Genomic DNA, 22,668 nt, shown 5'->3' on the forward strand with positions numbered 1-22,668 from the left:
AGCAAAAGCGACCGCGCCTAGGAGCCTGCTCAAGCATTACGTCGTGTATGTTAATATCCTCAACTGAAGAAAATCGATCTTTGATTTTCTTTGCAGGTACACCACCATAAATCTCATACGGCGGCACATCTTTCGTCACAACAGAGTTTGCGGCGATGATAGCCCCACGCCCAACTCTGACTCCACTCATTATCACACTGCCGTAGCCGACCCACACATCATCTTCAATAATCGTTTGCTTTGGCTTCGGACGACCTGAAAATATCATGGGCGTCCCAGGAATATCGAATCTATGATCTCCGCCTGTTATCGTTACATTTGGACCAAACATTGTATACCGGCCAATACTCACTTTCGGACATATTCTACAACCATCAGAAATAAAGCTATACTCGGCAGCCACAAAGTCTCTTGAGACTCGCCCCTTTCCAGCCATAAAAAAAGTCGAGTGCACATGCTTAAGCCCATAAAACTTACGTTTCAGCAACATAAGTGACGATCGGTAAAAAATGTATATAGCATCAATGTTTCTCAGGTATATACGTAACGACATAATTTAACCCCCTCTAGATTTCAGCTCTCGCTTAAACTCCCGAGCAATCACCTTCCAACTATAGTGTTCACGCATCCGAGCAGCGGCAAGGAAACCAATAGCAGAACGCCGTTTAATATCTCGATATTTCATTAATGTCGCCTTCATTGATGCCACATTACCCAGCTCATAAGTCGAGCCAATATCCTCCCAGCGCTCTTGCGCTTTTTCCTGATCACTCAGGATAACCGGTAGACCACACGCGGAAGCATCAAGGGTGCTAGTAGTAATCGAGCGAGGCCATGCTGCAATATCAGCTGCACGATAAAATGCTGGCAGCTCAGACCAAGGCACAAATGGCTGAATAGTAGATTTTTTATACTTTTTTAACTTTTCTTTCTCAGGCCCATCACCCACGAAAACAGCAACAAAAGGGTATCCTTCAGAATTTAACTCTTCCACCGCCTGTGCCAGAACCTCAACTGATTTAGCCGTAGTCATTCTGCCCGTCCATATACACACAATTTCTTCATTCGAGATTCCCAGACTCTCTCTTACTTCAAATCGAGCCCTCAGCACAGAAGGGTCCACAGCAGGAAAAAATATATTCGTGTCTACGCCAAGGGATATGACTACTGTTTTACGTCTAGGCACACCATAGAAATCCACTACTGCATCAATACAATCTTCCGTTGAACCAATACATTTGGTGACAAAATAGCTGAAAAATTTTCCAATCAAGAAACGAGAAAAGAAATTATGAACCTTTACCATAGATAGACCTCCCTCCCTCAGAGCCTGAGGAAGAGCGGAATAAGCTTGACCAGTAGAAGTGAAAATCTCAAACCCCAAGAGCAATTTGGCCAGCACTACTTGACCCAGAACAGGGGACGCAATACCTCTGACTATGACAACATCTGGATCTATACTTTTTAACTTATTGAAGAGTCCCTTGATAAGAATTCGCTTCCCCAGATTCTTATAAGCACAAGTGTGTATAGTGCAATTCTCAGATTTTTCCTCTTCTAAATAATCGCCCTTTTCAGGCAGCGCCCCAAAGAATGCTGCCGAATTCTGATAATACGCCGGGAGACGGCAAGTTATTATGTGCACTTGATCCCCCTCAGCCCCAAGCTCCTTGGGCAAAACATTATCAATATAACCGAGACCTTCTGTATAAGTCTCAACAACGTAGGCAATTTTCATGAATCTCACACTCTTTAAGCAATAGTCGGCCCCTTATAGCTTCTATCACTACGTTCTAATTTCATATTGAATGCAGGTGAAAACAAAGATAAAACGAGCAAAACCACTAAGCCATTTGTAATTAGTGACACCTGTATTGGGCCATTCAGCATAGAAACGATATGAGGCAAAAATATCAAATAAGCATAATGACCATACTTATCCTCCAGCAACGACTGAGCAACTCCAAGAAGCAAGGCTGCAACTAATGTAGAGCCCAAAACCCCCAACCACCCGGCATTAATAAAGCCATCACCAAAAAAACCTGTATTTGCCCTTACAAATTTCCCCCAATATTCATTACCAACCATAACAAAGGGGTCAACATCATAGACAGGATCGACAAAATGTCTCAAAAAACTATTAGACCAATATACAAGCTGAGCATCAGAGAACATCTCAATTATAAATAGACTAATCACCCCATGCGCATAGACAACCCTATCTACAAGGAGGGCAGACACAGATTTATCTTCAGAGCCAAAATCATTCCAAAAAGCAACTAGAATCATTAGCAAAAACAGAGTGGAAACAAGGTGTACACCGACCCTTTTTTTCCACAAGCCTGAAGTAACAAAGCCAACAACCATCAAAAACGGCACCAAAAGAGCCACTTTGAAGGCTGTTATTGAAAACACAACAAAAAAGCCAATCAGTGCAAGAACAATCAGATCAAGCCGGCGTCGCATCATGGATATCAACAAAAGAAGAGGCGAAAAAACCATAAACTGCCAATTCACAAAATATGAAACTACATTAGCCGATTCAGTATAAATCGCGCGCTGCATATAAATATTACTAATCGCACCAAATGAAAAAACATCCTTAAAAGTAAAAACTATAAGGCAAATATTCAAAATGTTAATCAAGAATAATACAAATAGGAATTGTGTCTTTCGAATATAGCCGAACCCACACCAATCAATTTTAAAACTCTTCAACCCAAAAAATACACCCATAATTGAGAACATCACAGATATAACAACCGCAAAGCATGAGACCTCCGAAAAAACATATCTAGGGTTGTAATATGGCATCAGAGAGAAAAAAGGGATGAAAAGGGTAAATAGTAAACAAGCGTTAAAGATCGCATATACACCCGACCTAATAAAGGCTGCCGGGATAGCCACCAAAACAACACAGAGAAGAGACACCACAAAAAGAGACACATTATGACTCTCATTTCTTAATGCGGCAAAAAGATTCCACTCATAAAAAAATGGATGCAAGACATAAAGCAATATAGAAAATAGAATAGAAGTCAGCAAAAAAACAAACTGTCTCATCCTTATGCCACCACTTGCTCGCGACGAACAAACGAATTAATACTGAAAACTGTTAGGATTATATTGAGCACATAAATAAGACACATAGAAACCCCATAAGCTCCAAGAGACTCCACATCCCCAAATCCAGTTAAAAAACACAAGACCAGCGCCAAATTAGGCACCAATAATCTAATCAGGTCCCAGAGAAGCTGAACATCTTGTCTATCTATAACATTGAGTGTCTGACTAAGAGGCGCAACTACAAACTGTCCCAAGAAAAAAGGAATAAGATATATGACATAATCTGTTACCTTTGACCACTGCGCGCCAAAAATATAGTCAACCCCCCACCAAAGAATGAGGGTAGCCGAGCAAACCAAAGGTAAACCGACGGCCAAGAGGTTTCGGCAAGATCGCAAATAAAACCCCAATAGCCGCTCAGGTTCAGACTCTTTAATCTTTGGGAGTTCAGAAAGGTAAACATTAGCGATCGCCATCCCTAAAAACGCCATAGGCGCACCCATAGCTCGATGTGCTAAAGAAAAAAAACCTGCAGACGCAGCACCGTAAAGATAAACGAGAAGAAACGGAGTCAAATGTAAAGCACTAACATTCAAGACGCTTGCTGGCATAGAAAACAGTGGGAATCGTATATACCTGACAGCTACAACTTTCAATCTCGGATACGAAGGGAGCCGGGTATCTCTAATCACACCTGATAAAATCTTTATTGCACCCACTGCCTGGCTAAGCACATAGCCAGCCACAAGGGCAATCACACCAATACCCGCGAGTCCCAACCCTACCTGGGTCACGGCCTGAAATAAGCTCCGACTCACATTCGCCTTTGCTAAATCATTGAAAGATTTCCCCCTTACGGCCCAATAATTAGCAACTTGGAAAGCTCCAGCAAATATTACACCGATCGGCAAAAACCAAATTAATCCCTGATCCCCCCAAAATACAAACCCCGACGATGTTGTGAGCACGACAAAAACAAATACAAAAAAACCACTAACTAGAAGAACCCAAAGACATAAAAAGACTAGTGTTTGAGCTTGCTTTACATTTCGCACCTTTGGCAGGGCGAACTCATATCGTAAAGAACTTACTGCAAGCAAAATTGTAAGTGCTGATGTAAATACCGCCAAAAATCCAAATTCCTCTGGAGAGAAAATCCTTGTCAGGATCGGCGTCACCCCTAAAGTTATACCTTGGGCAATTGCGGCACTTCCCGCAAGAAGCATAACCGATGCTAGAAAGGAATTAACTTTCAGTTTGGCAAATAACACTTACCGCGGCTCCGTATGCTGTAGCAATAGCCGACAACTGCTGCTCTGACAAATAAGGATGCATTGGTAAACTCATCACTTCATTAGCGACTCGATCCCCTACAGGGAGAAAGCTTCTACTGTCTGCAACTGCGGGTTGCTTATTAAGCGGTATGGGGTAATGTACTGCGGTTGGGATGCCAGACCTGTGAAACTCAGCTAACAAATGCTCTCGCCCTTTAACACGAATGGTATATTGGGCATAGACACTAGTATTATGGGGCTCTACATAAGGAGTAAAGGTACACCCCACTTCATGTAACTTTCGGTTGTATAAGTCAGCGACCTGCTGACGCAAAACTATTTCTTCAGCAAAAATAGCTAGTTTAGGTAATAGTATCGCGGCTTGTAATGTATCCAGTCGGCTATTTACACCTACCCGAATGTGGTGATAGCGACGATCTTGTCCATGACGAGCAATTTGGCGAAGTACTTTTGCTAGCTCATCGTCATTTGTGAACAAGGCGCCACCATCACCGTAACACCCCAATGGCTTACTCGGGAAGAAGCTAGTGCATCCAACAGTCGTAAGATTACAAGAACGCTTACCTTTATAAGTAGCACCAAAGCTCTGTGCAGCATCTTCTATCACTGGTATACCATATTTAGCTGCAATGGCATTAATAGCATCCAAGTCGGCGCACTGACCATAAAGCGACACTGGGATAATCGCCTTCGTACGCGGAGTGATAGCAGCTTCCAGCAGGTGCGGGTCGAGGTTGTAAGTACGTGGATCAATATCCACGTATATCGGCTTCGCGCCCAGCAATACTACAGTTTCAGCAGTGGCAATATAAGAAAAACCAGGCGTGATAACCTCATCACCGGATTCAATGCCAAAAGCCATCAGAGCGATTTGTAGAGCGTCAGTACCGTTGGCGCAGGTAATGCAGTATTTAGCTCCAACAAAATCTGCCAGTTTTTCTTCCAGCTCTGAGACTTCCGGCCCTAGGATATATTTGCCATGAGTCAGGACACGCTGAATACCAGCATCGATTTTATCCTTGATGTGAACTTGCTGAGCTTTCAGGTCGATAAAGTCAATCATATATTACACACCCACTTTGCTGAGCATACTACCCTTCAACACATAGTGTGCATTCGTGTGTTGACAAACTACCTTCCCCTCGCCCATCACAGGTAATGCCAACTGCTCACCAAACTCACTCATCCAGCCGATCTGCCTCGCGGGAACGCCAACCATCAGCGCATAATCCGGCACATTCTTGTTCACCACTGCTCCCGCTCCGATAAAAGCGAACTCCCCGATAGTCACACCGCAAACGATTGTACAATTGGCCCCGAGAGTAGCCCCTTTTTTTACTAAAGTGTCCCTGTACTCATTTTTACGCTCAATCAAAGAGCGCGGGTTATAGACATTGGTGAAAACCATACTTGGCCCGCAGAATACTCCCTGCTCAAGGGTAACATTGTCGTATACTGATACGTTATTTTGCACCTTACAGTTATCGCCAATTACGACTTTGTTTCCGACAAAGACGTTCTGCCCTAATGACACCCCTTTACCTATACGTGCGCCACCACAAACGTGAACAAAATGCCACACACGAGAGCCGTCACCAATTTGCGCACCATCGTCAATGATGGCGCTTGAATGTTGGTAATGAGTCATATGAGGTCCTCTCTTTCAACTACTCTGACCACCAGCTAGCTGGCGCCTAAAACTTATCAAATGAGTTGCTGAAGGAATGGATGACCTTCCTGATTTTGAGGGCCAACAATGGCAGCAGAACGGATAGCATCTACGGTTTCAACGCAATGACGCGCATCTTCAATGCCATAGCCCCCCCCAGAAAGGATCTCCCGGTAACTTGTAGTATGCAAGTCGGTAAAACCTTCAGAAAACTCCATCTCTTCTCCGCTTACAGTAATCGAGCGATAGGTAGGCTTTTTGCCTTTAACCGAAGCAGGCAGGTCGTTAGCATCAATGGACAGAAACCAGCGAACACGAGCTTTTTCATATTCGAGATAACCCGCCGCTTTATGCTCACCAGTAAAATGCACGACACTTCTCTGCAAATTGCCAAAAATAAAATGCAACATATCGTAGAAGTGAACACCAATATTGGTCGCCACACCGAAGGATTTACGTGGATCGCCTTTCCAGCTCTCCATATACCATTTGCCCCGCGAGGTGATATAAGTAAGGTCCACATCATATTTATGCTCACTTGCCTCGCGGGCAACCTTATCCTTGAGATCAAGGATTGCCTGGTGGTGCCGCAGTTGAAGAATATTGTACACGCGTTTGCCGGTTTCTCGCTCGATCAGGGACAACTCATCAAGTATCACGGGAGTTGGAACCAACGGTTTCTCACAAATCACATCACAACCTAAACGCAAGCCAGCAGCGATATGAGCGTGATGCAAGTAGTTGGGCGAGCAGACGGAAACGTAATCTAATGCCGTCTCAGTGTTACGCTTCAAAGTCCAGGCATGCTCTGTAAATCGCTCGAATTCGGTGAAGAATTCACTTTGCGGAGAAATGCTGTCGATAATACCAACGGAATCATTGATATCATAAGCAGACACCAACTCGTTACCAGTGTCTTTGATTGCGCGCATATGGCGCGGAGCGATATAACCGGCCGCACCGATCAGGGCAAAACGTTTCAAAAGTGTAACTCCAGCAAATCAGGCTTTAATGATGTGGGCTTTAGGAACGCGGTATCTACCACGGCTATCAACGATCAAGCGCGCATGTTGACAAATCAGATCATAATCGAACTCATCATGGTCGGTCGCAAGAACAACAGCATCGAAACTAGCGAGCTTTTCAGCTGTCAGCGGCTCGCTGGACAGATTGAAATGGTGCTCACGCATTTTTGGAAAAACTGGCACATGAGGATCACTATAAGCCACCTGACCACCTTTAGCTTCCAGCAACTCCATAATTTCGACAGAAGGCGACTCGCGCATATCATCTACATTCTTTTTATAGGCGATACCGAGAACCAGCACCCTACTCCCTTTCAAAGCCTTGCCACTATCATTGAGGCCATCCACCAACTTATTGACGACATACTCGGGCATTGCCTGGTTGACCTCGCCAGATAGCTCGATAAATCGAGTATGCAAGCCATACTCTCGAGCTTTCCAAGTCAAGTAAAAAGGATCGATGGGGATACAATGCCCCCCCAACCCCGGACCTGGATAGTAGGGAGTAAAGCCAAATGGCTTGGTAGCAGCTGCATCGACTACCTCGAAGATATCAATACCCATACGATCGGCAACCACCTTCATTTCGTTAACCAAGCCAATATTCACTGCGCGGTGAATATTTTCTAACAACTTGGTCATTTCCGCTGCCTTAGTCGAGCTGACAGAGACGACCTTATCGATTGCCTGCTCATACAATGCATTTCCGACCTCCAAGCAAGACTCAGTTTGACCACCAATCACCTTCGGAATCGTACGGGTTTCGAAATCAGGGTTACCTGGATCTTCCCTCTCAGGAGAATAAACTAAAAATATATTCTTACCGACATGCAGACCACTCTCCTCTATACGCGGCAACAGCTCTTCTTCAGTGGTGCCAGGATATGTAGTGCTCTCCAACGAAAGCACTTGAGCATTACGAAGATAGGGTTTAACCGCACTGACTGTACTGGTCACAAAACTCATGTCCGGCTCACGGTATTTATTGAGCGGAGTAGGTACACAGAGGATAAGAGCATCACATTCACTGACTCGCCGAAAATCGGTTGTAGCCTCAAAACCACTTTCCCGAGCGCTGGCAATTTTCTCACCAGGTATATGCTCAATGTAGCTCTGCCCAGTATTTAACTTAGAGACCTTATCCTCATCAATATCAATGCCGAGAACACAATAGCCAATATCGTTATAACGCAGCATCAAGGGAAGGCCAACATAGCCCAACCCAACTATACCTATGATGGCCTCTTTATTTTTGAGCTTAGCAATAATTTCTTGCTTAATCTCAGTCATCAGGTCTAACTCCGATTGAAAATTATTCTCTTTTGGGCTTGAGGTAACTAGGTGTGAGAGCAAACCTAATTCACATGCTAGATTTACTTCACTTATCCCATTAAATCGGACCACTCAAGGTCAAGCTACAACTAACTCAATGAGGTAGATGCTGTGCTCTACCCTACCAGCTCACACTTTCCCTAACCTTGCAAGCATTAATTAAATAGCCGGTCGATTTTCTCAACAAGTGGATTGTCAAGTTCTCAGCATTGGAGGCTCAGCTGAGCTTGAGAAATCATGGAATGCATCAGCTTCCTTACTGAACATCAAACGAACCAAAGCAATGAAGAGGCCAAGCATCCCTCCAAGAATAATACCCAGCGCCAAAATCAATGCCTTTCTAGGTTTAATGGGCGCATCTGGAACTTTTACAACACCATCCGGACGGGAAACAGCAAGCTCCTTCCCTGATATAGACTGGACTCCTTTGAGGAGGCTGAGCTGCTCTTCCACAAAGCGCAACGAAGGTATAAATGGATCATCCGAAGTACGACTTTCCAGTGCCTCGATCTCGGCATTGATCGCTTTAGTACCACGCATATACATTAAGTTACCACTCATAAAGGCCGACAGCTGTTCCGCCGCTTGCCCACTGAGTACTGGAGGGGAGCCCAACCCGACTTTACTCGCCACTGCTAAAGCCTCCCTAAGCTTAGAAAGGCGATCATTTTTGCGAATTTTTGCAAACTCCCTCAAGGTTTTGAGTTCTTGCTGGAGCTGCTGAATCCTCACTTCAGACTCTCGTTGAGTATGATTCAATACATTTGCCAAAGTTCGTCGAGTTACCTGATCTAAATACTGTCTAGCCCACTCTGCTGACTCAGCTGCATCATGGCTCTCTACAATAATCAAGTAAGCTGGCTGTCTTTTTGTAGGAGGTTTGACCCTCAATACTTCAGCAAATTTCTCGTATAGCCGATCCCGGGACCCTAAGCGTTGATCACTATCGAGGGATGGCATATACACTTCTTCGAAGAACTGTCGGCGGCTCTTTTCGGATTGAAGGTTACTTGTAAACTCAGAGAATATTTCGTTTACAGTAAAGGGCTTGAGTCCACTCTTGCTCCCTCGCGCTAAGTTAAAATCGGCAATATCGCTGAGTGTTGGCGGCAACAAACCAATACGCGCTTCGTAAACAGGCTTACTCAGGAATGCATAAAGTGCAGCTCCAAGGGTAACAACGAGAGTTACTAACGCTATCATCCACTTTTGAGCCCATAGGCCCTGCACCAAGGCAATCAAATCAATTTCGTCCCCCCCAGGTATGCCCCTGAGGTTATTAGCATTACTCACTTTCGATCCACCTTGTTTTGACTTATTTTCATTTACCACGAGAGCGAATGGACTCCCTAAGCGCTCGCGCAAAAACGGGGCATTTTGCCATCGCCCTCGTGCATTGCAACCCCCAAGACAAGTTGCTCTGGGGCAGGTCAACCGGTATCGAAGCTGGCCCGCTCCCTCATGCCCCCTTTATATTGTCAACTAACTTAGCTTCGACCAGAAAATTGCAAGGTTTTTCCTTTAGAGTACGGCTAACGTCAAACAAAGTGGCTTTACGTAGTTGTACGTGCACATCCAGATGCGACGCGACTACTACTTACTCGTAATTACCACAGGATAGATGTGGGTACATAGCCACACGTAACAGTGTTTGCACATTCTACTCGCACCCAACAAGCTAAGATTCGCTACCCACCCTACCAACCACGATTGGACAATCCCCAGAATCCAAATAATTAGCAGCATTTCGACGATGGAAATAGAAGGGGGTCGGAACATACAACACCCCAGCACCAAGCTAACCGACCATTATATACGAATTGAGAACCAAGTTACAGACCAAATCTCTTAATGAAGATTAATTCACTAGGGTGAATGGCTACCTTATTTTAGTACCGTGCCACCACTAATCACTCCCACCGCTCATCACCAGCTAAAGAAGTAACGACCGTCGGCTACATGCCTTTGAGTCAAAGCTATGGATTTTAACCAACCTCAAGCACCTTACCGCGAATCATGGGCCCATATTGTCTTGTTTGATACAGAAAGGGGGAGCGCTTCGCTTGGCGAGCACATGAACCCAGCCCCCCCCCAAATATGATTGTTGCGAGCCCCTCCCCTCCAAGCCGGGATTTCAAGCAACTCTGCTCGAGTGGCCATCCAAGATACTCCCCGAAAGCTGAGAGTGGCCAAATAGTCCCCTCCTGTAAAAAACGCCAGCTACTACTTAAAAGAAAGTACAAGCCAGGAATTTCAATAACCAAGAGCATAGATGATGTAAACACCTAGCATGAAGACAAGACGCTCACTCCGTACCAGCCGAGGGAAACACACAATTGCCCATCTCCACCGGCGAAATAAGCTAGTCCACCGTTTAGCCCCAAAAAAAACGCATTATTCGAATAAAGAGCCTAAGGAATCAACACCCACTAAATTCCATAGGAAGAGCACCCAATTGATGGTGCCCATAGGGGAAGAAGTTTCACTTGAAGTGAAATTAAATATTAACTATGCCCCGCACCAACAAAGATTTAGCCTAGGCAAAAATACACAAACAGGACAGCTACCTATACCCCATCAACAAAATCCCACGGCCCTGCTTCAGATAACTGCGGTACAGGTCACCAACAGGCCCTACCAATACCTCAGCGCCGAGTCGCTTAAAGCCAAAGGATAAATAAAGGGGTTCCAAGTCAGTATACGGAAAGGTGTAAGTATTCTGGTTAAACCTTTCAGCCAGGAGCGCTAACAGGCTACGCGCCACTCCCCTCCCCTGATGCAACGGCGCCACCGAAACCCCAGCAAGCAGCCTGAAGGTGTCGTACCCCCTTAAGTAGCCACAAGCTACAATCTCCCCCTTTTCATCCCGCACCACAGCACAGTCCTCATAACGCCTAGCTTTGCCTCGAAAGCCATGCATGCGATAAAATTTATTCGCCAGTGGTATCTCAATATCTGACAACCACTGAGCCCGATAGGAAGGCTGTGTTAACGTCACTATTCCGCCTGCATGATGTAGAAAAGAAATGCCCAGAAAAACCTGTGATACCTGCCTGCGCCCACAGAATGCGTGCTACTGTACCGCTCTGGTAAAGGTAGCTAATACCATAAAGGTGCTGATCATACAGCACCCTCTAGAGGGGAAGCACCCATTTAATACCGGGCGTATGGCGCATCTTTGCCTCAGTAACAGTGAGATGATCATTGCTGAGAAGCTCTCAGGCTCAGAACTGGATACACTTCTCGACACACCTTCAGCACTCCTATACCCATCCCTAGGTTGGCTACCCGATAATATTGACTTGGATATCGATTCCTTTATAAGCGACAGTGACAGCAACCAACAACCGGTAATTACACAGCTGATAGTTATTGATGCTACCTGGAAAAAGTCTAAGAAGATTCTCCACTTAAACCCTCAACTTCAAACCCTTCCCAGAGTCAATCTCAGTGGTGGTTTAAAGTCCAATTACACAATTCGAAAAACCTCAATATCAAATGGTTTATCAACAATTGAAAGTATTGTCCAGGCAATGCAACTGCTTGAACAAAAAACTGATTTTCAAAGATTACTAAAGCCATTTGAGAGGATGATCGCCTTACAGAAACTTAGCTACCTGAACTAACCCTACTCGCCCCAACCCAAGTATTATTTCTACTACATGTGTTATTCCCCCTTAAAGGTATCAGCCGACCTGATTCCTTTAGCTAATTCCTCTACGGCCACAAAATCCCTTCATTAACAATTTGACTTACAAAAGACTCATTAAAAACTGGACCCCCATAACCAGCCAGTAAGAGCTAATCGAAAATATTCGTTTTCAACCCATACAGCCCTAAGAACGGGCAGGCAACATGGCCAAGCCATGACTTCTTGACGACATCTTCATAAAAAAACAATAGTTAACACCTTAAATCGAAAAAATATGTCGCAATGTCCAGACTGATACGTCTTTGCCTAATAGAAGCAGGCATAAGATGACTCCATAGGGATTAGACAGCTCTTTATGTCAAATAGATTGCCGTATTGAAGTCACATGAAGATTAACCAATCGGACGCTGCCAACGGTAACGCCTTTCTGGAGTTGTCAGAGGAAAGGCCCAAGCTATTAATTTTCATCAGAAAACGAATCCGCAACACACAGGAAACAGGTGAAAGACCAAAAGGCCCCAAATAAGCGCGCCTTGCGCGCAGACGCAGTGCGTAATGAGGATGCGTTACTGGAGACAGCCAAAAAGGTATTTCAAATTTCAGGTATGAATGCACCCGTCAGAGAGATTGCCGCTAAAGCCGGCGTGGGTATAGGTACCCTGTACCGCAGGTTCCCGCAGCGGTCAGATTTGGTGGCCAGCGTATTCCGTCGAGAAGTGGATGACTGCGCTGCGGAAGCCGCCACCCTTGCTGCTGAAAAGAGTCCGCTGCAAGCGCTAACCCTCTGGTTAAAGCGCTATGTTAATTTTCTCGCTGATAAAAAAGGATTGGCCGCAGCCCTCCATTCCGGTGATCCTGCATTCGAAGCACTGCCAGCCTATTTCCGTGAAAATTTCGAACCGGCCTTGGGTACACTACTCGCTGCAGTCATGAAATCCGGAGAAATTCAGGAAGAGGTTGATCCCTTTGATCTGTTACGCACGATCGGCAACCTGTCTGTCACAAGCAGTGAAGACGATATTCAACATACATATCGTATATTGGACTTACTGATTAAGGGATTGCAGTTTACTGGAGGTACTAAAGGGAAAGTAGGGTAATGCTTTTACATGTAAATTAATAATGGGGCTAGATGTAGCCCCACTTATCAATTAACTCATGGCGTTGTAGATATCCTCTTCTCCGTGGTTTCACGTCACTCCTGCCTCAATAGATACCAAATTTGCCACCCCTTGATAGACCAGCAAACACATAAAAAAAGATAAAGCATATCGAATCATCGAGCGATATCGGTCGCTATCAATTCTAGTCTGTAACCTAAAACCTACCACCAACCCTAAATAGGCAGCAATAGTTATTATGGATAACGGAATCAATTCAAATTCATTATAGGTTAGGTACAAAGAAAGAATCGCAAGTTGCATCAACTTACCGATAAAAAAGCAGATATTTGAGACAAAAATAATTTCCAGCTTGGATTTTGTCATTTCAAGCAGGTAGATCATAAGAATTGGCGCGATAGCATTTGTAGCGCCGCCTATTAATCCTGCCAACAGGCCCATTAGAACTGCAAAAAACTGTGGTCTTTTCGATAACGCAGATAAGTATTTTCTCAAGACTCCAGAGAACAGGTAAATTAATATGGACCCTGCGAGTAACAGCTTTAGAATATCAGGGTTAACCCATGTTAACAGCCATGCTCCTGACAAACTTCCCAACGAAACAAGAAGGATAACTAAACTATATTTAGACAAGTCAATCTGAAAACTCCTACATTTATATAAGCTTGATACTATCACCAACAGTGAAGGTACCATCGTTAAAATAACAGCAGCTTTCAGATCATAGACCAGTGCCAGAATGGGGGTCGAGAGCATTGGAAAGCCAAAGCCCAATGCTCCATGGAATAAGCCTGCAATCAATATTAAAAGCAAACCAACTAAAATTATCTCTATCGCCACTCGCTAAGCAACCCTCAAAGTAGCAGGCATATTGAAGCGTATGCGCTTAAGGTGCCTCTTCTTATCCTTTATCTTGGTCCTAGCATGAAGATAACGCCGATTATCTAACAATAATATTTGATTATCACCCAAATGAAATCTAAACATATTGTGTGACAGCGAAATCTTCAGCTCAAGTTCACTTAATGCCTCCAGCTCATCCTTAGAACAAAGGCTTCGCTCGATAATATCATACCTATATCTAAACCCATGGCTTTCATCAATTAGGGTCGCCTCAATAAAGCTGGCTTTTTTATGGAATTCTTCTGGCACTCTTAATCTAAACCTCTTATTTGAAAGTATTTGAAAAGCTCTCTCGCTAAGGCTCTCAATAATCCTATCAGCACATACCAAAACACTTTCACCTCCTCCAAGAGTATCTGCTCTCACCACATGAAGGCCGAAGTACCCTGGCATTTCCTGCTCAAAGGCACCATCATTGTGCAGATTAAATTCCCGGTCGCCATGCGATATTGCAAGTGCCTCATCGCCTGTTTCTCCACCAATCCTAACGTCCCATACTGTGCGCCCCCTTCCATCATGTTCATGAATTAAGCCTATGGTACTGACTATATTCTTCATAATTTCGGCTGAATCATCTGGAAAGCCCAACCGTATTAGTACGATACCTTTTTTAAGTAGCGCTATTTTATAACTTTCATATTCATAGTCAGAGTTCGAGCCCAAATTAAAGCAGCAATAATCTGGAACCCTAAGTGGTATAGCATGAGATGATAAATGTAACGATGACATAGCTAGCTCCCTCTATGGTTTCACAATTTCCAACGTAAGGTATGTCTGCGATCACTGACAATCAATGAAGAGCAAGCTTTATGCCAGAAATGATCAGCGCATCACAAATTGTTGCATTTTGGCAATTGATTATTCCCTGAGTTATCTATCAGCTCCAACAACGTAGCTGTACAATATGGTCAAGAGTTCAAATACCTGATGTACCTGTAGCTTGCTCCAGATAAGTGATAGCGATACCCCCACTCCGTCTGTAGATAGTTTAATTTTAGCGCGTTTGATCCGAGAATCTTAGGAGCACGACATGAGCAAACCCTATAAGTTATATGGTATGGCTGCCTCCCTTTATACCGCCAAGGCCCGTAGCTATCTGCGTAAGCAAGGGATTGATTTTAAAGAGTACGGTGTCAATAGTGATCACTATGGCCAGCAACTACTTCCTGTGCTGGGCCGCTTTATTATGCCCGCCATAGAAACACCAAACGGCGAAGTAATTCAGGACAGCTCAGATATTATTGAGTACTTTGAACGGAAAGGTAGTACTCACAACTCCGCCTACCCGACCAGCACTGTTTTACAGCTAATCTCGTACTTATTCGAACTATTTGGCGGAGAAGGCTTACTGCGACCCGCGATGCATTATCGCTGGAATTTTGATACCCAGAACCTGCAGTATCTCAAGAACGAGTTTGTAGCGGGACTCGCTCCCCCCAATGCTGACGAGGAAACAGAAAATAGTTTGTTCGGCTTTGCCTGTAGCCGTATGCGGAAAGCCTGCCAAGGCTTTGGAGTATCCGAGCAGAGTGCAGCTTTGATTGAGGCCTCCTACAAAGAGTTCCTTGATCTCTTCTCTCACCATCTAAAGAAATTTCCCTATCTACTGGGACATCAACCTACTTTAGGTGACTACGCACTAATGGGACCATTGTATGCCCACTTGTATCGGGACCCAGCACCCGGAATGTTGATGCGGCAACACGCCCCTATAGTTGCGCGCTGGGTGGAGCGTATGAATACAACTGAGGATTGTTGGGTAGAACATATGGAGTCAAATTCTCCCCTTGTTGACCCAGCATGTCTCCCACCGACCTTAAAGGCCTTAATGCGATATATTGCTATAGAGTACTTGCCTGAATTAAAAGCGCATATCCAGTTTTCCAATAATTGGTTGGATCAGCACACCACCTTAAAAGCTGGAACCAATGGTATGGATAACCCAACTGCTCGAACAATTGGGCAGGCTGAGTTTACTTGGCGAGGTATCCGCTTAAAAACACACGTACTACCTTACCGTTTTTATCTGCTACAACGCTTGCAAGAATGTTATCAGCGCGCCAATCAAAAAGAACAAGATGCTATTAAGTCACTTTTTACTGAAGTAGGTATCGATTCTCTACTGACACTCACTACAAACCGAAAGGTAGAGCGGCATCAATTTCTTGAGGTATGGGGAGAGTTACGCGCTATTAAAGCAACACCTGAAATCTCATAAGAAACTAATACGTTACTCAGGGATTGGGAGCAATCTAAATACGCCTTTGCTCCCATTGCACTTTAATAAACAATTACATCTCTTTAAGCCGATCGCTGATTAATTATTGCTGCCAAATAAATTTGCGTAGATACTACTGTAAATCCAGTGTTTCGTTCAGCTCCAAATAGCTTTAGTTCCATTTACTTTATCTAAAAAGAAACTGATACTCTTCCAGTAGCAATTCGTTATCACATTTAGAGTACTCGCAGCTTTGTGAATCCTAGAGGCCCATTTATAGGCTGTTTGATTCTTCAAGCGAGCGCATATAGAAATATAGGCGCCAAAATTAACCCATTATATTTCATTAAGTTCCTTTAACATCAAAGCTGCGTAAAATCGATAGACTTTTATCAATATTGTAAGCTGTAATTGAACAGGCTTCTACAGGCCAACAGCTTAAGAACTGCATTAGAACCCAAATTTCTAAGAGCCCCATCCCCTCAAGAAGAGAACGGTAGAGTAACGTAAGAGTAGATGAAAGGCACTGACCCAAGGTGCAACACCAGGGGCCGGCTAACCAAATTGATAGAACAAGTATCAAGATGGTTATATGGATAATACGCTAGAAACCCACTCGTCTTCAATAAAGTGGAGTACATTCAGCAGCTTGGAGCGACGCCCTAAGCTCTGGGAGTGTTGCATCCGTCTTTTCTTCTTTTACGCCTATCGTTCTCCTGCACCACCTCTTATTTCCTTCAAGTACTACTTTCTAAACTTTCTCACCAAAGAATGCCCCTCATGAATTGAGTATCATTAGGAAATGAATATGCTGACCTTAAAGCGCCGGACAAGCGAAAACCTACGGATTGGGACAAGTGTCACTGTTACAGTATTGGAGGTTAAGGGTAATCAAGTAAAGAAAGGAATACATGCCCCCAAGTCTTTGGCCGTACACCGCGAAGAAATTTTTATGCGGATTCAAAAGAAGCGAAAAGCCGGCAAAAAAAATTACTGAGAAGCGGATTCTCTCAACAGAAAGCGCCCGTAGTGAACCCATACTTCCTTGCAAGGCCATTTAGCCTAGCATTGAGGAGGTCATGACACTATTTAATAGTGCAAGCCCTAGAGGGGGCAAAAAAGCCAATTGTTAAGCATCTGGGAATCCACTCCGAAATAAAGATCGTCTCCATAAAGCCCTGAAAACCCAAAATGCTTGTTATCCTCAGAATTAAGAACTCAACCAGAATAAATTTTTCCGTTTTAAACGCCGTATATTTTTAGCTCAAAACTCACGATTCACGAATAAAACCCCGGGAGAATTGGATCTGTTGAGTACTCGTGTGTCGCGCAGCATAAAACCGTCGAAATGTAACTGACTGGCAGTAAACTTAGCATGCGGCACTTACTTTCGGTAAATTGATTTCCCATATTTATTATCTTTAAAATCACCGATTGTGGTTCCACACTCCAACAATATCCAAATCCAGCCGATTACAGGCCAAAATTGAATTAATCCCCACCAGCCTCTCTTGCCAATATCGTGATACCTTTTGGCCGTAACAGCCAATAGTGGCCAAAGAAGAACGACAAATAAGCTCAAAGCAGCATTTATGCTTACATCGACCAACAATGTCGGCATTAGAGAGATTGGTAAAAAAGCCAGCAAAAATTGCCTTCTTGCGATTCTACCATCAAAGCTAAAAAGCAAAGCTTTAATAGAAACTGATCTAGGGCTATCAAGAGTAACTAATTTTACCCTTTCAATGGGAGAACGACCTAAAACTTCCATTGATTCCTCTTTACTATTAACATCCGCACTAGCAGCTTTATTGAAGTCCAGCGGAAATATGTGATCTTTCTCCTATAAAACGGGGCAAGATCACAATCCGCTGCAGGCCCTTGTTAGCTACGTTTAAAGATTACTCCATGATTTTTCATCTATTCCTTAAGATAACCACCCTGAACATCAGAAGTAGATAAATCCAGTTCATTGTTAAGAGCTTCAACTATATCAACTATAACATCATAGCCATCAACTTTTTTGCTTTCTGAGATTGCGCTTGCAAGGTGTTTTATAGTATCTGCCAAGAATATCCCCCAGGCCTTTTCCTCTTGAAATTCATGGTTACGGAAAAGATGTGGATTGATAGAAGTCCATTGAGCGCCATTGGCGACAAAAGCTCGAATTAATTCAACCGAATTTTCATCCTGAACCGCTGCAGGAGGTATTTCTAATTCATTCATAACATTCCTGATATGTACTACTACCACGGCAATTATCGGCCAGTCAAGCAGCGCTTGGCAAGACCTTGCTGCCAAAACCAGCAGTCTGGATAGATTGCTTTATTATACTCTTTTCCACTCATACCACAGATAGTGATACCCTTGGATCTCTCTGACAACGTAGCGCTGAGAACAGCTACTGCACTGAACACAGTAATGCTTTTCTTATAGATCTTTCGAACTTCAGAACTTTCGACAGAAATATTTTCAGAATCTTTTTCTGGCTAGAACAGCTAATCGGCTGGATAAAACTGACAAATACGCCCCTGATCCACTGAAACGAACTCTATTTTTTATGGCGAATAATAGATGATGCTCATTCGATATAAAAGCACCACCAGCTCGACTATTGACGCATGCCTCCTAAAATCGTTCAAATATGGCGACAAGGCCATTATCCTTGACAAATCTCAAGATGCTTTTATCTCAAAAGCAGCATCTCTTACTTTTGATACACCATAAGAAAGAAGCCTATTTAACCACGGATCTTTTCGCAAAAAATTAAACAATCTTTTCACCTACCTAAAAGCATTACGCCCGGTACATCGACGACCAAAACAAAGCGAAGCGAAGCGACGTATAGTCCGTCTGGACTAACGCTTTCACTGAGTGTAGGTACTGCTGTTTTTTTCAATGGATGGCTCAACTTACGAAGCCATTTATAAAATAAAAAACACAGCTATGGGGATAGGGTATATAAATCCCATATAAATTTGTTCGATGGCTTCAGGTGAATTTAGCTATTGACGAAATTTATTCATTTCATCCAGTTACTTTAGGTTAGGGGGAAACTCGCTTAACCTCTTTCCTCTGTGACGAAACAAGGCACTGCATATAGGCTAAAGTAAGAAGAATACAGACATACCCTATTCTACCGCAATAAGTTTCTCGGCGTTTTACCAATTATTAACGATCTCCGCTTGATAAAAATAGTTTACTGTTAATAGTTACCCATTTGCACATAGTGGAACCAGTATTTTGGTATAGATGTGGTTGATTATATTTATACACTTAACATCTCGCATCAACGGCCATGTAAGTAATGTGTCCGCTTGCATGCACTTATTATACAGCACCGCCATCTAGTGATTGATAGAAGTGCATAAAAGCACCTGAAGGACAGGTCGCAAATTTGATGAGTTTGTATTTTGACGAAATGTCACCGTTTTCAAATAAGCGTTTTCCTTCTCCAACAACTACTGGGAACGTCCAAAGTCTAAGCTCATCTACCAGATTATGCTTGAGAAGTGACTGCACCAACTGCCAACTTCCGTGAACCTGTAGTAGTGGTCCTTCCATTTCTTTAATTTTGGCAACCTCTTCGGCCGCATCCGAGCCCCTTAGCTTAATTGAATTATTCCATGTAAGATCATCAGTCCTTGATGTCACGACGTATTTTTTTGCCTGATTAAGTTTTTCCGCAGCTGGATTACCTGGTTCAACATTTGCAAAATTCGAGGCAAACAAATTGTAGGTATTGCGTCCTAATAGCAGATCATACGGTTCCGCCATTGCCTCCTTTCCAACCTGCTCCATGACTTCATCCCAATAATCCTTGGCCCAGCCTCCATGACTGAAACCGCCTGAAAAGTCTTCCTCAGGTATGCTCGGTGCCTGCATTACGCCGTCAAGCGTTTGAAATATCAGTATGGCCAGATTTCTCATTGGTTGATTCTCACGAAGAGTCAAATCTTTTGGGTCGTATAACGCCAAGCTAAGCGGTGCCCTTTACGGCACCCTTGCTTGAAAGTCTGATTAGCCTTTTAAGGTGGCATCTAGCACCGTAGTAGAAAAATGGTGGCGCTAGAAAGCCAGACAATAAAATATACCATACCGGCACCTCACGTGCTGGGAAAAACGCTAACACTAACATTATTGAAGAGACGATAAGAGGGTTAAGCAATTTACCTTTTCGGGATATTTTAGAGATTATAAAGCCCGACCAGAAGTAGCTAGAGATACATGCTAAAAATAAAATAATCAGCTCTTCAGTGGTGTATGGAGCGTCGTATGGCTGGGAACCAAATAGTAAAATTTTAATAAACACTGAAATTACAGCTATAACGACAACACCAAGCAGCCCAAGAAAACCGCCCAAGAAAATTCCTTTTAGATCTATATTATTCATGAAATTCCCAGAAGAAGCTAACGCCCGCAATAGGGGTAAACAATGCTGTGTGAAATTGGGAGTGTACCGACCTGCACAAAATATGCACAGCGTTGGGCGTCCCGCTAAGGCCCGCAACGCCATAGCAAACTGCTTACGCTTGTTATACATCTCTAGCTTACCGAACCCGGGAAAAACTCAATTGCACAACCATCTCTCTCTAAAATATAGCCATCCATATAATAGCCACGGAGTGACTCTTTAAAGAAATAGATTTTATCGCCAAACTTCAGCTTTTCCTTGACGTCTACAAGAAGTTTGGATTCTGAAATAGGATCAAGACCTAATTCTTTTCTCCTTTTATTTATATGCGTCTTAATTTCAGAAACTAGTAACGGCCCAAATATCTCCACACCTTCATTAGAATACAAGTCCTCCATAGATGGACTTTCCTTGGCGCAAGCGAATACTAAATTTTTTGCGCTACATATGGAAAAAAGTACTGCGGAGAAAATTGTCTTATTCATAAGGTATAATGATCAGATTTTGAGTAGCCGAAATGCGGTGTAGACTGCCCCTGCCATGTGAAGCATGGCGACAACAGCGCTTTGTTATGTGTTTTTGGCATGTTCCCTGCTCAGCACTTTAATGAGTATTATTGTTGATAGTACTAGGGCGAATGATAAGGCTATGCCCCATGTAACCCAGAATGCTACGTATTGGAACCCGCGATTATTTGCATACAAATCTGGAGACGGATTCCTAGCCAATTATTCCATCATTATGGAAGCATATATTTCGTCTAGAAAATGGATACCAACTGTTCCCAGAATAATATATACCGCAACATAGATGCGCCTGCCCTTCTTACTCATTCTTACCTCGAGTTACACATAACGCCACCGGCAGGGGCAGCTTATCTTGTGCACTTTTTGCGCAAAAAGGGAGCGTAGCAACCCATGCAAAATATGCACAAGGTAAGCTACGCCACGGAGGGCCGAAAGCCAGGAGCTTTATTGCCTGGCGTTGTTAACTATGATGCAGGATGTAGTACCCAACAGCCCATAACAGTGCCACATTCAGAACGCCGATCACATAGCCAAAAACTCTAATATTCTTTTCTTTCATACAGCTTTGAAAATAGCCGACAGTTAACCCTAAATAAACCACTGGGAGTGCCACTGTCATAATAAACCATACAATTTTGTATGCATTATAGTCAAAGCTATCTAGGGTCTTCTTGATTTTGGGAAATCGCTCTTTTCTCTCCTTCGATCCTAGAATCGTAGGAATGAGACTTCCGTAGCCTATTAAAAATAATAGAAGCTACAAGATGAACATTAATACTACCAATATTTCTTTCACGGCTTTTGCAGTTAACTCCGCGATAATCGGAACAGCATGCGAAGCGTGGTGTGTCCGGTGGAAGTCCGTAGGGCTGGAACGAAATTCATCACCTTGTTATGCCTTAAACAAGTCTTTGATAAAACTTACCGGAGACTTTTTACTTACCACCAGATCAGAAATAGCTTTGACAAATAACTCCTTATCAGAAGCGGGTCCTGGTCCATGATTTGCTCTGCTATCTTTCGATCGTTCCGTAAGCATTGTGCCGACCTCACCATTCATTGGGTTAACGAAATATTCCAAACTGAAACATCTATAAATCTCACTACCCTTTGGCTTTACCAGGCCTGGTAATAGGTTTCGATTCTGAGTAGGCATAGGTAGATTAATTGTTGTTAGCTCCACCCTTTTTTCAATCTCATCAACGAAAACATCGATTTTTTTCTTGATATAAATTCATTTTCCGGAAACTTTTCTGCAAAACTATCCCAAGCATTAGAAAACACACTTCAACCATTCCTATCTATAGCCGCCACAAAATTTTCAATTGCATCACTAAATATTACTTTCGGAAGTAGTATTCTAGTCAAGCAATAATGATGCTCTTTGTTCTCAGTTATTCCACTCTTTAGTTCTTAACCTCTGAGAGACATAGCAGCTAATTCAAA

The 22,668-nt window shown here is 43.4% G+C and carries 20 protein-coding genes and 1 pseudogene; 4 read left to right on the forward strand and 17 right to left on the reverse strand.

The genetic code is table 11. From position 1 onward, the window contains the following. Positions 1-58: 58 nt before the first annotated feature. The 10 genes and pseudogenes from ACJJI7_RS00465 to ACJJI7_RS00510 form a co-directional block, all read right to left on the reverse strand. Positions 59-238 (reverse strand): annotated as a pseudogene (locus ACJJI7_RS00465) (DapH/DapD/GlmU-related protein); the annotation flags it as partial. Between the two features lie 318 nt (positions 239-556). Continuing rightward, complete coding sequence (locus tag ACJJI7_RS00470; RefSeq protein ID WP_444901165.1) at positions 557-1,738, reverse strand: glycosyltransferase family 4 protein; 1,182 nt, start codon at positions 1,736-1,738, stop codon at positions 557-559. Positions 1,739-1,752: 14 nt separating this feature from the next. Next, entirely contained in the window at positions 1,753-3,063 is a 1,311-nt protein-coding gene (locus ACJJI7_RS00475) for a hypothetical protein (RefSeq protein WP_444901164.1), read from the reverse strand. 2 nt (positions 3,064-3,065) lie between these two features. Next, positions 3,066-4,337 carry an oligosaccharide flippase family protein gene (locus tag ACJJI7_RS00480; RefSeq protein ID WP_444901163.1) on the reverse strand — a complete coding sequence of 424 codons (1,272 nt, stop codon included), beginning with the start codon at positions 4,335-4,337 and terminating at the stop codon, positions 3,066-3,068. Continuing rightward, entirely contained in the window at positions 4,312-5,424 is a 1,113-nt protein-coding gene (locus ACJJI7_RS00485; RefSeq protein ID WP_282952785.1) for a DegT/DnrJ/EryC1/StrS family aminotransferase, read from the reverse strand. The genes ACJJI7_RS00480 and ACJJI7_RS00485 overlap by 26 nt, the downstream gene beginning before the upstream one ends. A 3-nt stretch (positions 5,425-5,427) precedes the next feature. Further along, positions 5,428-6,009 carry a UDP-2-acetamido-3-amino-2,3-dideoxy-D-glucuronate N-acetyltransferase gene (wbpD, locus tag ACJJI7_RS00490; protein WP_282952784.1) on the reverse strand — a complete coding sequence of 194 codons (582 nt, stop codon included), beginning with the start codon at positions 6,007-6,009 and terminating at the stop codon, positions 5,428-5,430. Positions 6,010-6,065: 56 nt separating this feature from the next. Next, the gene (gene wbpB / locus ACJJI7_RS00495) at positions 6,066-7,013 is read right to left on the reverse strand and encodes a UDP-N-acetyl-2-amino-2-deoxy-D-glucuronate oxidase (RefSeq protein ID WP_444901162.1); all 948 of its coding nucleotides are present in this window, start codon (positions 7,011-7,013) and stop codon (positions 6,066-6,068) included. An 18-nt stretch (positions 7,014-7,031) separates the two neighbouring features. After that, complete coding sequence (gene wbpA / locus ACJJI7_RS00500) at positions 7,032-8,345, reverse strand: UDP-N-acetyl-D-glucosamine 6-dehydrogenase (RefSeq protein ID WP_444901161.1); 1,314 nt, start codon at positions 8,343-8,345, stop codon at positions 7,032-7,034. A gap of 237 nt (positions 8,346-8,582) precedes the next feature. Continuing rightward, a complete protein-coding gene (locus ACJJI7_RS00505) occupies positions 8,583-9,680 on the reverse strand; it encodes an LPS O-antigen chain length determinant protein WzzB (protein ID WP_282952783.1) in 1,098 nt (365 codons plus the stop codon). Between the two features lie 1,270 nt (positions 9,681-10,950). Continuing rightward, positions 10,951-11,385 carry a GNAT family N-acetyltransferase gene (locus ACJJI7_RS00510; protein ID WP_444901160.1) on the reverse strand — a complete coding sequence of 145 codons (435 nt, stop codon included), beginning with the start codon at positions 11,383-11,385 and terminating at the stop codon, positions 10,951-10,953. Between the two features lie 28 nt (positions 11,386-11,413). Here ACJJI7_RS00510 and ACJJI7_RS00515 point away from each other — a divergent pair, with 28 nt between their 5' ends. Both ACJJI7_RS00515 and ACJJI7_RS00520 read left to right on the forward strand, forming a co-directional pair. Continuing rightward, the gene (locus ACJJI7_RS00515) at positions 11,414-12,013 is read left to right on the forward strand and encodes a tRNA-uridine aminocarboxypropyltransferase (RefSeq protein WP_444901159.1); all 600 of its coding nucleotides are present in this window, start codon (positions 11,414-11,416) and stop codon (positions 12,011-12,013) included. Between the two features lie 526 nt (positions 12,014-12,539). Beyond that, positions 12,540-13,139, forward strand: a complete 600-nt coding sequence (locus ACJJI7_RS00520) for a TetR/AcrR family transcriptional regulator (RefSeq protein ID WP_282952778.1) — start codon at positions 12,540-12,542, stop codon at positions 13,137-13,139. A gap of 90 nt (positions 13,140-13,229) precedes the next feature. Here the strand turns inward: ACJJI7_RS00520 and ACJJI7_RS00525 are convergent, their stop codons facing one another. Continuing rightward, entirely contained in the window at positions 13,230-14,000 is a 771-nt protein-coding gene (locus ACJJI7_RS00525; protein ID WP_282952777.1) for a sulfite exporter TauE/SafE family protein, read from the reverse strand. A 3-nt stretch (positions 14,001-14,003) separates the two neighbouring features. Next, positions 14,004-14,792 (reverse strand): TauD/TfdA family dioxygenase, encoded by a 789-nt coding sequence (locus tag ACJJI7_RS00530; protein ID WP_444901158.1) that lies wholly within the window; start codon positions 14,790-14,792, stop codon positions 14,004-14,006. Positions 14,793-15,093: 301 nt separating this feature from the next. Here ACJJI7_RS00530 and ACJJI7_RS00535 point away from each other — a divergent pair, with 301 nt between their 5' ends. Both ACJJI7_RS00535 and csrA read left to right on the forward strand, forming a co-directional pair. Then, positions 15,094-16,281: a glutathione S-transferase gene (locus tag ACJJI7_RS00535; RefSeq protein ID WP_444901157.1), complete on the forward strand. Its 1,188-nt coding sequence runs from the start codon at positions 15,094-15,096 to the stop codon at positions 16,279-16,281. Between the two features lie 808 nt (positions 16,282-17,089). Beyond that, positions 17,090-17,278 carry a carbon storage regulator CsrA gene (gene csrA / locus ACJJI7_RS00540; RefSeq protein ID WP_282952774.1) on the forward strand — a complete coding sequence of 63 codons (189 nt, stop codon included), beginning with the start codon at positions 17,090-17,092 and terminating at the stop codon, positions 17,276-17,278. Between the two features lie 387 nt (positions 17,279-17,665). Here the strand turns inward: csrA and ACJJI7_RS00545 are convergent, their stop codons facing one another. From ACJJI7_RS00545 to ACJJI7_RS00565, 5 genes are all read right to left on the reverse strand, one after another. Further along, positions 17,666-18,052 carry a DUF805 domain-containing protein gene (locus tag ACJJI7_RS00545; RefSeq protein WP_282952773.1) on the reverse strand — a complete coding sequence of 129 codons (387 nt, stop codon included), beginning with the start codon at positions 18,050-18,052 and terminating at the stop codon, positions 17,666-17,668. A gap of 149 nt (positions 18,053-18,201) precedes the next feature. After that, a complete protein-coding gene (locus tag ACJJI7_RS00550) occupies positions 18,202-18,507 on the reverse strand; it encodes a DUF5076 domain-containing protein (protein ID WP_444901156.1) in 306 nt (101 codons plus the stop codon). 1,104 nt (positions 18,508-19,611) lie between these two features. Then, positions 19,612-20,211 carry a dihydrofolate reductase family protein gene (locus tag ACJJI7_RS00555; RefSeq protein WP_353376120.1) on the reverse strand — a complete coding sequence of 200 codons (600 nt, stop codon included), beginning with the start codon at positions 20,209-20,211 and terminating at the stop codon, positions 19,612-19,614. A 49-nt stretch (positions 20,212-20,260) separates the two neighbouring features. Further along, a complete protein-coding gene (locus ACJJI7_RS00560; protein ID WP_444901155.1) occupies positions 20,261-20,674 on the reverse strand; it encodes a hypothetical protein in 414 nt (137 codons plus the stop codon). A 152-nt stretch (positions 20,675-20,826) separates the two neighbouring features. Continuing rightward, positions 20,827-21,093, reverse strand: a complete 267-nt coding sequence (locus tag ACJJI7_RS00565) for a hypothetical protein (protein WP_353376118.1) — start codon at positions 21,091-21,093, stop codon at positions 20,827-20,829. Positions 21,094-22,668: the final 1,575 nt, after the last annotated feature.

The organism is Microbulbifer variabilis, assembly GCF_056232115.1.